The organism is Pirellulales bacterium (genome assembly GCA_019636345.1).
In the GTDB taxonomy this organism is placed as follows: Bacteria; Planctomycetota; Planctomycetia; order Pirellulales; family Lacipirellulaceae.
Genome location: JAHBXQ010000004.1, coordinates 232,585 through 246,168 on the forward strand (window position 1 = coordinate 232,585; position 13,584 = coordinate 246,168).

General features: G+C 66.7%; 6 protein-coding genes. 4 read left to right on the forward strand and 2 right to left on the reverse strand.

Annotation, left to right across the window (positions count from 1 at the left end):
• Nucleotides 1-465 precede the first annotated feature (465 nt).
• Together KF688_11690 and KF688_11695 are read right to left on the reverse strand one after the other, a co-directional pair.
• Nucleotides 466-3,633 carry an autotransporter-associated beta strand repeat-containing protein gene (locus KF688_11690; GenBank protein ID MBX3426333.1) on the reverse strand — a complete coding sequence of 1,056 codons (3,168 nt, stop codon included), beginning with the start codon at nucleotides 3,631-3,633 and terminating at the stop codon, nucleotides 466-468.
• 491 nt (nucleotides 3,634-4,124) lie between these two features.
• Nucleotides 4,125-5,600, reverse strand: a complete 1,476-nt coding sequence (locus KF688_11695; protein ID MBX3426334.1) for a porin — start codon at nucleotides 5,598-5,600, stop codon at nucleotides 4,125-4,127.
• Nucleotides 5,601-6,362: 762 nt separating this feature from the next.
• Between KF688_11695 and KF688_11700 the strand changes: the two genes are divergently transcribed.
• The 4 genes from KF688_11700 to KF688_11715 all read left to right on the forward strand — a co-directional run bounded on the left by KF688_11700 (nucleotide 6,363) and on the right by KF688_11715 (nucleotide 13,508).
• On the forward strand, nucleotides 6,363-6,788 hold the full coding sequence (locus KF688_11700; protein MBX3426335.1) for a hypothetical protein: 426 nt from the start codon (nucleotides 6,363-6,365) through the stop codon (nucleotides 6,786-6,788).
• A 171-nt stretch (nucleotides 6,789-6,959) separates the two neighbouring features.
• A complete protein-coding gene (locus KF688_11705; protein MBX3426336.1) occupies nucleotides 6,960-8,411 on the forward strand; it encodes an efflux RND transporter periplasmic adaptor subunit in 1,452 nt (483 codons plus the stop codon).
• A 58-nt stretch (nucleotides 8,412-8,469) separates the two neighbouring features.
• Nucleotides 8,470-11,553: an efflux RND transporter permease subunit gene (locus KF688_11710; protein MBX3426337.1), complete on the forward strand. Its 3,084-nt coding sequence runs from the start codon at nucleotides 8,470-8,472 to the stop codon at nucleotides 11,551-11,553.
• A 149-nt stretch (nucleotides 11,554-11,702) separates the two neighbouring features.
• Complete coding sequence (locus KF688_11715) at nucleotides 11,703-13,508, forward strand: TolC family protein (protein ID MBX3426338.1); 1,806 nt, start codon at nucleotides 11,703-11,705, stop codon at nucleotides 13,506-13,508.
• Nucleotides 13,509-13,584: the final 76 nt, after the last annotated feature.

The following is a 13,584-nucleotide window of genomic DNA, read 5'->3' on the forward strand; positions in this document are numbered from 1 at the left end:
GTTCCGTCAGAGATGCCGGCGAGCGCCGCGACGATGCGTCCGAGAAGCTCGCTGCCGTAGCTGCCATCCTGCCCGGCAGACCCGCGCCGACGCAAGTAGCGACCGCGTGAAATCCGATCGACATGCCAAGCTGTCTTGCTGAGAATTCACCTGGTCAGAGCAGTCAGGGAATCCACTTCGAGCAACGCAACGGGACGCGGATGAGGCCGGATTCTCGTGGCGAGAAAGGGAAGCTCGTCGTTTGAGCGGGCCGATCGCACTCCGTCGCCCGTCGGACTCTGCATCGTTTGGAAGCGATCGGTGTTGTCCTGTGCCCGGCCCGAACAGGACAGACAAGAGTGCAAGATTGCGCAGTTTCGCAACGTCCGTAAACAGTCGCGGCCGGCTCCCCGCAAAGAGAGTCGGCCGCGACCGAGTCGTGTGAGTTCAGCAGCGCCGTGCTCGCGATATGAACGCGTCGCTGCGTCAGTTCCGACGCTTCAGCAATCCCAACGCGGCGAGTCCGCAGCCCAGCGTCAGCAGGACTGCCGACGGTTCGGGAACGGCCCCGACGGTCGGGGTCGCCGCCCCGGCGCCGTAGTTCGTCCGCCAAGCGGTGAGATCGGTCGCGCTCGGCGAGGCGCCTCGCTGCCACTGCAGGAAGTCGCTGCCGTCGACGCGGCCGTCGCCGTTGAAATCGCCCGGCGTGACGATCGGGGCGCCGAGCGTGCTCACCGACAAGTGGCCCGTGCCAGTGAAGAAGGCGCTCTCGAAAGTCGCGCCCGAGCCGAACGCGCCGTAGGTGCCAGGCGTCTGGGGAATGTTGCCCAGATAGAGCGAATCGATCACGTCGGCGCCCATAAAATCGAGGTCGAAGATCGCCCCCGTGTGGACAAAGACGTCGGCCCCGTCGGCCAGATAGGGATTATTGATGCTGAGCGTCCCCGCTTCGATTCGGGTGTCGCCCGTGTAGGTGTTCTCGCCCGTGAGTTCCAACGTGCCTGTGCCGATCTTGACCAGCGTGACCGGCGCCGTCGTGCTGCTGCTGCCGGTGCTGTTCTGAATGACGCCGGCGAAGGTGGTGTTGGTGTTGAGGGCTCCGATCCGCCACGTACGGGCCGTGGCTCCCGAACCGCCCTGGTAACCGTATAAGGTCGACGTGGCGTCTCCTTCCAGGGCCCCGAGCGTCAGCGTCTGCACCGAGGTGGCGCGATCTCGCAGCGAGGCGCCGTTGGTCAACGACACCTTCGAGTTCGGCAAGCTCGAGTTGGCGCCGTTGAGACGGACGATCGTCGTGTTGACGGTCACCAACGGTTCGACTTCGTCCGTGTCGGTGGCGCCGATTACCGTTATGTCGCCGGTGTAGCCGGTCAGAGTGCTAAGGTCGATGATCTTGCCGACGGTGACCGTCGTCAGCGTCAAATCGCCGTCACCAGACATCGCGGGGATGCTGAACGGATTCGTATTCCCGCCCGCTGAAATCGTGCTCGCCGTGCCGCCGGGGAGAGCGAGCGAACTGTTCGTCAGTCCCGTGGTTGCGGAAGCGTTTGTTGTGGCCATGATGGCGGCATTGGACAAGGTCAGCGCCCCCGTTCCCAACGCTCCGACCGCGGCGCCAATGTCGACCGTTCCTCCGGAGATCGAGGCCGCCCCCGAAAACGTGTTGGCCGTGGTCATCGTCAGCATGCCCGAGCCGGTCTTCGTGAACGTCGCGCTGCCGCTGATGCCGCCGGTTCCGGAGATCACGTAGTCGTTGGCGCTGTTGTTCACGACGACCGCCGTGGGCTGGACGTTAGCAGCCACGTTCACGTTGAACGTCGTCGCCGAGTCGTTGAAGGCGACGCTGTCCGACTGGAAGAACGTATTGGGACTCGCTCCGGTCCAGTTGGGGGTGGTTTCAACGTCCCAGTTCGAGCCGCTGTTGCCCACCCACGTGAGGCTTGCGCTGCTGACTCCCGGGGCGTTGAATTTCAGGCTGTTGCCGTCGATGAAGGGAACCGGATCGGCGCTGCGACCGGGCCAATTGATCGTGATGCCGGCCGGGGACCCCGAAAATGCTCCCGCGGTCATGAGCGTGTAGGTCCCCGTCGTCGGGATGCCCCCCAGGAAGTTGGGGGTTACCGTGCCGTTGGTCAGCGTGGCGGTGCCGGAGACGTTGATCAAGTCGTTGCCGGCGGCGGGATTCAGCGTCAAATCATACGCGTAATCGCCGCCGTTCCAGGTGAAGTTGTTGGCGAAGTTGATCGTCCCCCCGACGGCCGTCGACGGGTTGATGCCCGAGGCGGTCGTGCCGCTGATCGTGTTGGCCGGGCGGATGACCCCTTCGTCATGGGCGTAATGACCGACGATTGTTCCGGCGCCGACGACTTGCTGCATCGCCGCGGTCGAGTAGGTTCCCGAGTAGCCGGCGACGTCCAGCGTGGCGCCGGACTGAATGTTGATCGTGCTCAGCACTTCGCCGACCGTGCCGTGCAGAATCCCGCCCGGGATTGCCGTGCTGCCGGTCAACGCCAGCGTGCCGGCGGAGACGGTCGTGATCCCGCCGCGGCGATTCACGGTGCTGTTGCCGGTGGGTTGATAGCTCAACGTCCCCGAGAGCGTCAGCTTGCCCGTGCCGACCTTGGTCAGGTTGAGACCGCCGAGGTCGGTCGACGAGTTGGGCGTTGGGGCGCTGGTCGTGTCGATGGTTCCCGCGAAGACCGTGTCGGTGTTGAGAGCGCCGATCGAGTAGGTGACGAACGAGCCGCCCCCCTCGCCGCCGCCGGAGAGGATCGCCGCCGAGGTTCCCGACAACGACCCCAAACTGACGGTGTTGCCGCCGGAGTTGGTGCGGGTCCAGACGGTGATATCGTCCAAATTCACCGCTGAGTTCTGCAAGCTCCCCCCGGCGTACGATCCGCCGTTGATGCGAAAAGCCCATCGCCCGCCGCCGCTGGCATTCACCACGGCCGGAGCACCGTTGAGGGCCCAGTTGTCGTTGGCGCGAAGTGTCCGGCCGGCGATCGCGACCAGATTGAGCGTGGCCCCCGAAGCGTTCAGATTGCCGATGTCGGTCGTGCCGGCGCCGGCGACGAGGGTCGCCGTGTTGCCCGCGGCGACGTTGATCCCTTGGGCGAAGCGAATTGCCGGGCTGGTGTCGAGAGTCGCTCCATTGGCGATCGTAATTGCTTGGGCATTGAGCGCACCCCGAACCCGGAGCGTCCCTTCGTCGATGTTGATGCCGCCGGTGATCGTGTTGCTCGTTCCCGTTCCCAGGGTGGCGATCCCCGCGCCGACTTTCGAGAACCCGTTGCTGCCCGCCAAGCTGTGGGCGATGAAGGCGTCGTCGAACGTGGTGGGAGTCAGCGTATTGACCCGAATGATCGGCTTGCTGGCCCCGTTGTCGAGCGTGATGACGGGCAAGGTTAACTCGTCGGTCCGCAGTTCCCACGATCCGGCGGTTCCCAATCCCGTGTCGCCGAACAGCAACTGCCCGAGCGTAACGTCGGCGTTCAGAGTCACGCTCGCGTCGCCGTTGAGATCGACTTGGCTGAAATCGGCGATCGCGGCCGAGCCGTTCGGAACCCCCCCCGACCAGTTGCCGGAATCGCCGTAGTTGCCGCCGCCGGCGACGGTCCAGACGCTGCCTTCGGCGACGGGGACGCTCGCAGTCATAGCGAAGACAAACGCACTGACGACGGTCCATCCGGCTACGACTCGCCGGAAGCACGAATTAAGTTGCAGACGCATGGGTGCCGAGTCCTCTCTCTCAAGAACAAGTAGGGTCAGTTGTCCGCGCACGGTCACAGCGAACGATGCAGTGAAGCGACGTACGCCCGGTCCCCTCATTGCTGAGAGGAGCCTAATGGGCGTGCGCTAGCGCGGATCAACTGGTTCGCAATAGCGAATAAGCGAAGGCTTCGATCAGAATGCTGACGGGATGAGAATCGCCTGGGTTTGGTTGTAACCGGCGGTTTCCCGTACCGCTGCCGCTTGCGATTTTTTGCGCATATTTTGCACTAATTGTGCCGTTCGGGCGGTGCGAGATGCGGCTCTCGCTGAGGCAGCCATCGCCTCGTCCAATGACTTCGGCGCCAGCGTCGGCCCTGAATCGAGGGAGCGAGCCAAAGACGGCGCCCCGGGGGGGCGACGCTCTCGGGCCGAACTCAATAGTTCCACTGCAATTGCAGTCGCAGCAGCGAACCCTCTTCCTGCTGGTAGGGCGCCTGCGGAAACGTTCGTTCGGCGAACGTGTATTGGGCCGTCAGCTCGAGCGCCTTGCTGAACTGATACTCGAACCCGACCTCCGCTTCGCGGATGCGCTGGGTCGGGCTGTTCGCCTCGTGCTTGCGGCCGCCGTCGTAGCGCTGCAGCCGAACGAACGGGAACAACGTGCCGGGCCGGCCGAAGACGCAGAACTCGTCCCACTTGTAAAACAGTTGGAAGTAACCGCCGTACAGAGAGCTGCGCTCGACGTCGGTCTGGGCGGCGTTGAGTTGCGGCCCCTGCCCGTTGGTCCATTCCCCCTGGACGCCCCATGGTTGCGGGTAGAGGACAAAGCTCACCGCCCCCCGGCGATCCAGAAAGTCGGGCCCTCCGCCGATTCCCGCCGACCGCTCGATTGTGTAGGTCCCGGTGTAGCCCGAGAGCCCCGGCTCGAAGATCTGACCGTTGGCGAACATGAACGGGTAGGAGATGCGCGCGACCACGTGCTGGTTGGAGTTCAGCTCGGGTCGATTCGCGGTTTGTCCGTTGTAAATCCCCAGCCCGACGACGCCGTAATCGCCGGAGCCTTTAAGTCCGCTCTCGACAAGATGCTTGAACCGCTCGCGAATGAACGTCGGCGCCCAGTAGTAGAACACTCCCAAATCGCGCTCGTTGACGACCGCACTGTTCAGCGGATCGTTTCGATCAAGCGCCAGGCGGTTCTGACTCGACTGGAGATTCTCGAAACCGTACGGGACCTTCGACTGGCCGATCCGAAGCCGATGTTCCTTGCACGGGTCGAGATGGACGTCGGCGTAGAAATCGCGAATCTGCAGGAAGTGTAGCGGGTTGGGCCCCGTGGCGCCGCTGGCGAAGTCGGGCTGAATGTAGTACGAGACGTACTCGCCCGCATCGCCGCTGAAGACCATGCGGGCCCGCCGCAACAAGAACGACTGATCGTCGCCGATCGAGCGGTCGCCTTGCGGGCTGCGCAAGTTCGGGTTTGTCTCCCCGATGCGGTTATAGCGGAACTGGGCATAGCCCCGAATCTTCATCTTCTCGTACCAAGCTTTCTCCTTCTTCTCTTCCTGAGACGCAGCTTGCGTCTCGAGTTCAGGGAGCTTGAATTGCGGCTCGTCCGGGGCGTCGGGCGCGGGCAAGTCGGCCGGATCGAACTCGGCCTCCGGCTTCGCCGCCGGCGCTGGGGGGTGATCGTAGTCCTCTCCCGAGACGACGTAGGAGGCGGGCGCCACCCCGGTCCAGATCGGCGTCGGCGCCGGCGTCGCTGGCATGAGTTCGAACGGTTGCCAAAGGTCTCCCTCCAAAGCCGCGGTAAGGGGCATCTCCTCCACGTCCGCCAGCCCGCGGACGCCTGCCTGGGCAACGCTGCATGCGATTGCCAGCCATGCCGTGCACAACTTCAGCGCGCATGCCATGGGGCAGAACTCGGCAAACAGAGCAGACGCGGGAGATAAGATGGGGAGACGAGTCGCCGCACTTTGCGCCGCGAGACGCGTGAAATGCGCATGCTCCTTATCGACAATTCGCACTCGCCCCATCATTCCAGCCGGGGATTTTGCGGGAAGCAGGATGCTAGCAAAACGAGATCCGTGCCAAGGGGGTCCCGTGGCGCCGTCGCTCAGTGCGTCGCCGAGCGATTGAATATCGCCGCACCCTGCCAAGGCCTTTCTGCAGGGCCAGGGAGAACGAATCCGCAACGGTTCGAGCAACTCGAATAATAGTGGTTCCCCCGCAGAATCTGCGGGCAATTGAGCGTCTGTTCGCGGGGTCCTGGTGGCGGGACCAGCGTCCTCAGTTCCCGCCCCCTTGTATGTTCTCAGAGACCCATAGTCAGAGTTCAATGTGCGAACCGTCGAGTTGCGCTGCGCAGCATGACTCGGCGCGGCCGGCGGCGACGCGGCCCCTCGACTTTCGCGACTCGCCTCTGGCCCTCCTTCCCTGACGCGATCTCAACCGGAAGCGAAGTTGTCTGCTGAGAACCGGCGGCCAATCGCAACCCGCTCTCCGGTGAAGTCGGCGAACGGAACGCGCCTCGTGCCCCGTCGCGATTGCACCGCGAAACGTCCGCGAAGTCGGTCCTTTGCGCCGCATTTCACTCGCAATCCTCGCAAACTCGCAATCCGCGGCCGATTGAATTCGTCGTGACGGGCGGAAACGGGACGGTTATCATGGTGGGCATGTCGTCGCTTGGCCGTCACCGTTGCGTTCGCTGGCGTCGGTCGTTGCCGGCCGTGTTGGCCGCCGCGCTGGTGCACCAGTTGGGGGCGTGCCCCTGCGGCTGTCTCGACGGCAATCTGTGGGTGCAGCAGGCTCGGCAAGTCGCCGGACGGACGGCCGACCCGACCCCGCGACCTGCGTCGGAGCAGACTCCCCCGTGCGCCGATCACGCGTGCGACGAGACGGCGAACGTCCTGATTGCCGACGGAGAGCGGGGACCGCTTGAGGACACAACGGCCAATCCGTTGATCGCCTGGATCGGCAAGTCGACGTCCCTAGCCAATCGGTCGTTTGGCATGCGGGCCGGAGCGCCGCAGGCGCCTTCTCCCGACGGTCGGCCCCCCGCGCCGACGCTGCGAATTCAATCGCAACTTCTCTTGATCTGAGCGCCCGCCCTTGCTGGGCCTGCCCGCAGCCCCTCGGACGCCGCACGAGCCGAGTCGCTGCACAGCCCTGGGCGCCGTCTCTTGACGCAGCCGACGCGCTCGCGCGCTGCCGTCGATCCTTCGGCTGTCACGCTCGTTCGCTTTTCCCCGCCCCTCGGGAACACCGTCGCCATGAAGTCTCATTCCATGCCGTGTGCCGACTCCGGATGCCAAGGCGAAACAACTTGGTTCAGCATGCCGTCTCCCGCCTCAGTCGTCAGCGCGTCGGTCGTCTGGGCGTTGATCGCCGCGCAGGCGTCTCTTGCGGGCGACGCATCGAAGCTCGCGCTCAGCCCGGCCGGCGTCGCCGCCGCGGGGATCGTCGTCGCTCCAGTCGAGATTCATTCGCTACGGGCGACGGTCGCCGCGCCGGCCCGCATCCGCTACGACGACCGGCGATATGTCGAAGTCACTGTCGCCGCCTCGGGCATCATCTCCGCCATCGGCGCCAAGCCGGGCGACGCGGTCCAGGCGGGTGCGATGCTCGCTCTCGTCATCAGTCCCGAGGTCGCCCAAGCGCGGGCCGAGGTGCTGCGCAGGTCGGCGAACCGCGACCTCGCCCAACTCAAAGACCGCCGCGCTTCGGCCGTCGAACGGGGCGTGTCGACCTTGCTCGCCGCCGTTCACGCTCGGACCTCGCCCGAGGAGATCGCCCGGCAAGTCGAGGCCGTCGAACTGGGCGCGTATCGGCAAAGCATTCTGGCTCGGTACGCCTCGGCGCGGCAGGCGGCGCTGCTGCGAACCGAGGCGAGCGACCCGGAGTTGGCCTCGGCGCTGCCGGGGCGAGAGGTCCAGCAACGCCGCATTTCCGCGACGACCGCCCAAGCCGACCTCGAATCGGTTCTCGATTCGGCAGCCTACGAGGCGCAACTTGACGCGCTCACCGCCGCCAACGAACTTGCCGACGCCGAGCGACAAGTCGCGATCAGCCGGCAATACCTCGCGGCCCTCCTCGGCAACGGCGGCGACGAAGGGCGCGCGATCGGCGAATCGCAGTTGGCGGAACTCGAGGTGCGGGCTCCGATCGCGGGGACGGTCCAGTCGCGGGCCTTCTCGGCGAGCGAACGGGTCGCCCCCGGCGACGCGTTGTTCGTCGTCGCCGACACCTCGACGGTATGGGTCGAGGCGGACATCCGCGACCGGCAGGCCGGCGCCCTGGCCCTGAAACCCGGGGACGAGGTCGAAGTTCTTGTCGGTGGCGCCGGCGGCAAGGCGTTGCCGGCCCAGGTTCACTACGCCGGCGGCGAGGTCGGCGTCGAATCGCACGCCGTGTCGCTCGTGGCCGTTCTCGACAACCCGCGGGGCGATCTGCGGCCGGGGCAGTTCGTCGAAGTGGCGGCGCCTGTCGGCGCCGAGCGGCGCTGCCTTGCCGTTCCCGAAGCGGCGATCATCGAACATGAGGGGCGGGTCTTCGTCTTTGTCGAGACCGCGCCCGGCGAGTTCTCCGCGGTCGACGTCGTCGTCGGGCTGCACTCGCAAGAGTGGGTCGAAGTCACCGCGGGACTGAAGACCGGCGAACGGGTCGTCGTCGCGGGGGCGTTCGCGCTGAAGTCCATGCAATTGCTCGATCAATTGCAGGATTGAGTCGCAGTCGGTCTGTCCTGTCGCTCCTGATTGGTTCCTGTCGCCCAGGCGTCGCCCCATGCTTGCCAAACTTATCGAATTCGCGCTCGACAACCGGTTCCTGGTGCTCGTGGGGACGTTGCTGACGGCGATCGCCGGCGCCGTGGCGGCGATCCATCTGCCGATCGACGCCGTGCCCGACATGACGAACGTGCAGGTGACGATCATCACCAGCGCCGGGTCGCTCTCGCCGATCGAAGTCGAGCGATACGTCACTTACCCGGTCGAGTCGACCATGGGAGGACTGCCCAAGGTCGAGCAACTGCGGAGCGTCTCGAGGTTCGGCATCTCGGTCGTCACGGTCGTGTTCCGCGAGGGGACGAACATCTACTGGGCTCGGCAACAGGTCTCCGAACGGCTCCCCGCTGCGGCGGCGCTCATTCCGGCCGGCTACGGGTCGCCCGAGTTGGGACCGCTGACGACGGCGCTTGGAGAAATTCTCCAATTCGAGGTCCGCGGCGAGGGCTACGACGCGATGCAGCTTCGTTCGATTCTGGAGTGGGAGATTGCCCCGCGGCTCCGCCAGGTCGCGGGGGTGACGGAGATCAACTCTCACGGCGGCTTTCTCAAGTCGTTCGAGGTGCAGCCCGATCCCAAGTTGCTGGCGAGTTTCGGACTGTCGCTGGCCGACGTCGTCGCAGCGATTGAGGCGAACAACGTCGCCGCCGGCGGGGGCTATGCGGTGCACCACCAGGAGCAGCGGTTCATCCGCGGCCAGGCCTTGCTCGCCGGCCCCGCAGACATCGGCGCCGTCGTCGTTCGCCGACCGGCCGCGGGGACGCCGATCTTGATCCGCGACGTGGCGACGGTCGTCACGGCCCCGGTAACGCGCCAGGGGGCGGTTACCCGCGACGGTCGCGGCGAGGCGGTCGTCGGGCTCGTGATGATGCTCGTCGGCGAGAACTCCCGCGACGTCGTCGCACGGGTCAAAGAGCGACTCGCCGAGATCGGCCCGACGTTGCCCCAGGGGATCGAGGCGGAAATCATCTACGACCGGGCTTCGCTCATCGGCCGGACGCTCCAGACGGTCGTCAAGAACCTCGTCGAGGGGGGAGCGCTGGTGATCCTCGTGCTCCTGGTCATGCTCGGCAGCCTCAAGGCGGGGCTCATCACGGCGCTGGCCATTCCGCTGTCGATGCTCTTCGCCACGAACTTGATGCAGGCGTTCGGCGTCACGGCGAGTCTGATGAGCCTGGGGGCGATCGACTTCGGACTGATCGTCGACTCGTCGGTGATCATGGTCGAGAACTGCATGCACCGCCTCGCGCACAACCACGCGGGTCGATCGCGGCTCGCGGTGATTCGCGACGCCGCGATCGAGGTCCGCAAGCCGACGATGTTCGGCGAACTGATCATCGCGGTCGTTTACCTGCCGATCCTGCTCTTGGAGGGGACCGAGGGGAAGCTGTTCCGCCCGATGGCGCTGACGGTGCTGTTCGCCCTGCTGGGATCGCTCGTGCTGTCGATGACCTTCATGCCGGCGATGGCGTCCCTGGCGCTCCCGCGGACCATGTCGGACGTCGAGCCGCGACTGGTCCGGTGGATCAAGCGGTTTTATCGCCCCGCGGCGAACTGGGCGATTCTGCATCCTCGGGGGACCGCAGCGGCCGCGTGCCTCGTGCTGCTGGCGAGCGTCCCCGTCGGGTGGCGACTCGGCGCCGAGTTCATGCCGCGGCTTGAAGAGGGGGATCTGCTCGTCGAAGCCGTCCGGCTGCCCAGCGCCTCGCTCGAAGGGGCGATCGCCATGTCGACGCAGATCGAGCGGACGCTGCTCGAATTCCCCGAGGTGAAGACCGTGTTCTCGAAGACCGGCCGCCCCGAGATCGCCAACGACGTCATGGGGGTCCACCAGACCGACGTGTGGATCCTTCTCCATGATCGCCGCGACTGGCCCGCCGGCCAGTCGCGCGAAGCGCTGATCGATCGGATGTCGGCTCGGCTCGCCGACGAGGTCCCGGGAGTCGCGTTCGGCTTCACCCAGCCGATCGAGATGCGGGTCGACGAGCTCGTCGCGGGGGTCAAGGCCGACGTTGCCGCGCTCCTCTACGGCGACGACTTGTCGATCCTCGCCGAAAAGTCGAAGGAGATCGAGCGGATCCTCCGCGGGCTCGCCGGAGCTGCCGACGTACGGGCCGACTTTCAGGCCAACCTGACGACGATCACCGTGCAGCCCGACCGCGCAAAACTCGCTCAGTACGGACTGACCGCCGAGCAAGTCATGGCGGTCGTCGAGTCGCTCGGCGGGGTGACGACCGGAACGGTCTTCGAAGGGCGGACGCGGGCGCCGATCGTCGTCCGGTTGCCGGCCGAGTGGCGCAGCGATGTCGACCGCATCGGCCGGCTGACTGTCGCGCACGCGGGAGGCAAACCGACGCCGCTCAGCGAAGTCGCCGACGTGCGGGTCGAGGAAACGCCCCCGTCGGTCGAGCACGACGCCAACCGACGACGGACGTTCGTTTCGGCGAACTGCCGAGGACGCGACGTGGCCAGCTTCGTCGCCGACGCGCAGCGGGCGGTCGCCGCCGAGGTGGACCTCCCCCCCGGGTACGAGCTGCGGTGGGGAGGCGACTTCGAGAACCTGCAATCGGCCAGTCGCCGGCTCGCGATCATCACCCCGATCGTGCTGTTGTTGATTTTTCTGCTGCTGCACACGACGTTCAAGTCGACGTCGCTGGCGCTGTTGATTTTTCTGGCGGTCCCGATCGCCGCGTCGGGAGGCGTGTTCGCTCTGGCCGCGCGGGGATTGCCCTTCAGCATCTCGGCGGGGGTCGGATTCGTCGCCCTGTTCGGCGTCGCGGTCCTCAACGGGTTGGTCTGGGTCAGCGCCGCCGAGACGACCCGCCGCACGGGCGCCCCCGTCGCGCAGGCCGCGCACGAAACGGCGCTGTCGCGGTTGCGACCGGTGCTGATGACGGCGCTGGTCGCCAGCCTCGGCTTCTTGCCGATGGCCCTGTCCCGCGGCGATGGGGCCGAAATGCAGCGCCCGCTGGCGACCGTCGTCATCGGAGGGCTGATCACCTCGACGCTGCTGACGGCGCTGGTGGTTCCGGCGATCTACCCTTGGTTCGCCCCGCGCGCCGCCGCCGACCGCGGCGAGCAGTAATTCTGCGAAGGATCGGCTCCCTGGCATGATTCCAGCCGAGCGCCGACCCCCGACCCAGCCGATATAACCCGCAGAGCTGCGCCCGCCTTGCGCCCTGGGGTTCGCCCGACGATCGCTAGCGGCGCCGGCGCGCTTCCAGGGGGGAAGAAATGTCTGGGTTGCGATTCGCTGCACCGGCGCTCCGCATCGGAGCGACGCTGACGGCGGCGGCTGCGCTGACGGCGACGGTCGGCTGTCGCTGTCGTCGCGAGCCCTCGTGCATTCCGTGCTATGAGCGCCAGGTCCAGGGGCCGCTGGATCAGACCGGCGCCTTCCCGGCGCTTGCGCCGCAGGATCTTCCGCTGCACCAGCCGGTCTCCTCGCCGGATGCGGACCCGTCCGTGCAGCCGCTTGCGCACGGCGAGCCAATCGAATCGCTCCCGGCCCCTGCCGGCGTCGAAACCGGCGGCGAGACGCCGGAGAGCGCCGGCCGGCGTCTCCACGTGCCGCCGGATTTGCCGGGAGCCGAGGCGGGACCGGTCGTCCTCCCGCCGTACGCGGGGCCTGACGACGTGCCGTACAAGGCGGCTCTCGAGCGGCTCTACGGCGGAGCGCCCGACGTTCCCGGGTCGCCTCCCGGTCCTCCCGCCGGCGACGAACCGCTCGACCTCGCCCAATTGCAAGCCCTGGCGCTGGCACACAGTCCGGTCGTTCGCGTCGCCGCGGCGCGGATCGAGCAAGCGCGCGGGTTGGCCCTCCAAGCCGGGGCGTACCCCAACCCTGCCGTCGGATACCAAGCCGACACCGTCAACACGTCCAACACCGCCGGCTATCACGGCGCCTACGTCCAGCAAACCTTCATCACCGCCGGCAAACTGAAACTGGCTCGGTCGGCGGCCGAGGTCGACCTTCAGAACGCCCGCCTCGAGCTGCGCAAGGCCCGCATCGACGTCGCGACGGCGGTGCGGACCGCCTATTTCGAGGCTCTCGTCGCGCGGGAAAAGGTGCGGATTCAGTCGACCCTCGCCGACTTCACCGAAGAGATCTTCCGAACGCAGGCGCGGCTGGTCGAAGGGGGCGAGGCCGCCGCGTACGAGCCGCTCGAGTTGCGAGTCTTCCTGCTCCAAGCGCGAGCCGCGGTCGTCCAGGCCCGCCAGAGCGACGGCGCGGCGCAGCGCAAGCTGGCGGCCGCGCTGGGCCTCCCCGAGTTGCCGGTGGGGCGACTTCTTGGTCGTCCCGACATGCCCATTCCCGCAATCGACTACGACGCGGCGCGAGCCGTGATGCTGGCCCGTCATACCGAACTGGCCGCCAGCCGGAACTCGGTCGTCCAGGCGCAGCGGCTCCTGCAACTGGCGCTCGTCGCCCCCCGGCCCGACGTCGACGCCACCCTCGCCGTGCAGCACGACTACACGTTCGACCCCGGGGCGACGACCGTCAACGTGCAAGTCGGCGGGCCGATTCCCGTCTTCAACCGCAACACGGGCAACATCATCGCCGCGCAGGCGAAGGTGGCTGAAACGCAGCACGCGGTCAGCCGAGTCGAGAACGCTCTGACCGCGCGGCTCGCCGACGCCTACGGCCGCTACGAATCGAATCGCCGCCTCGCTCAAGACTTTCAACCGGCGGCCCTGCGCGACCAGGTGCGGACCTATCGCGGGATCTACGAGCGGTACCATCGCGGGTCCGAGGGAGTCGCCTTCGGCGAGGTGATCGTCGCGCAACAACTGCTGTCGACGCTGCTGGCTCAGTACCTCGACCTGCTCGGCCAGCAATGGCAGGCGGTCGTCGACGTCGCCGAATTGCTGCAGGTCGACGACGTCTATCTCCTCGGCGAAGCGGTCCCCGTGACGCCCCTCCCGGACTTGCCCGCCGCGTCGGGCCTCCTCGAACAGCCCGCGGCAATCGGCGTTGTCGAGGATGCGAGCGTTGCCGGCAGCGTCGACTTAAGTTCGTGGCAGACGATGTCCCGCTGAAGGCGCGCAGGCAGCGGGCCGACGCGGCCGGACGACTGCGTGCGGGGCTGAGGTGCAGTCGCGTCGTCTTCGACAC

Bases quoted from the DNA above. Each gene is read 5' to 3' on its own strand.
- KF688_11690 (MBX3426333.1), bottom strand. From the start codon at position 3,633: ATGACTGCGAGCGTCCCCGTCGCCGAAGGCAGCGTCTGGACCGTCGCC.
- KF688_11695 (MBX3426334.1), bottom strand. From the start codon at position 5,600: ATGGCATGCGCGCTGAAGTTGTGCACGGCATGGCTGGCAATCGCATGC.
- KF688_11700 (MBX3426335.1), top strand. From the start codon at position 6,363: ATGTCGTCGCTTGGCCGTCACCGTTGCGTTCGCTGGCGTCGGTCGTTG.
- KF688_11705 (MBX3426336.1), top strand. From the start codon at position 6,960: ATGAAGTCTCATTCCATGCCGTGTGCCGACTCCGGATGCCAAGGCGAA.
- KF688_11710 (MBX3426337.1), top strand. From the start codon at position 8,470: ATGCTTGCCAAACTTATCGAATTCGCGCTCGACAACCGGTTCCTGGTG.
- KF688_11715 (MBX3426338.1), top strand. From the start codon at position 11,703: ATGTCTGGGTTGCGATTCGCTGCACCGGCGCTCCGCATCGGAGCGACG.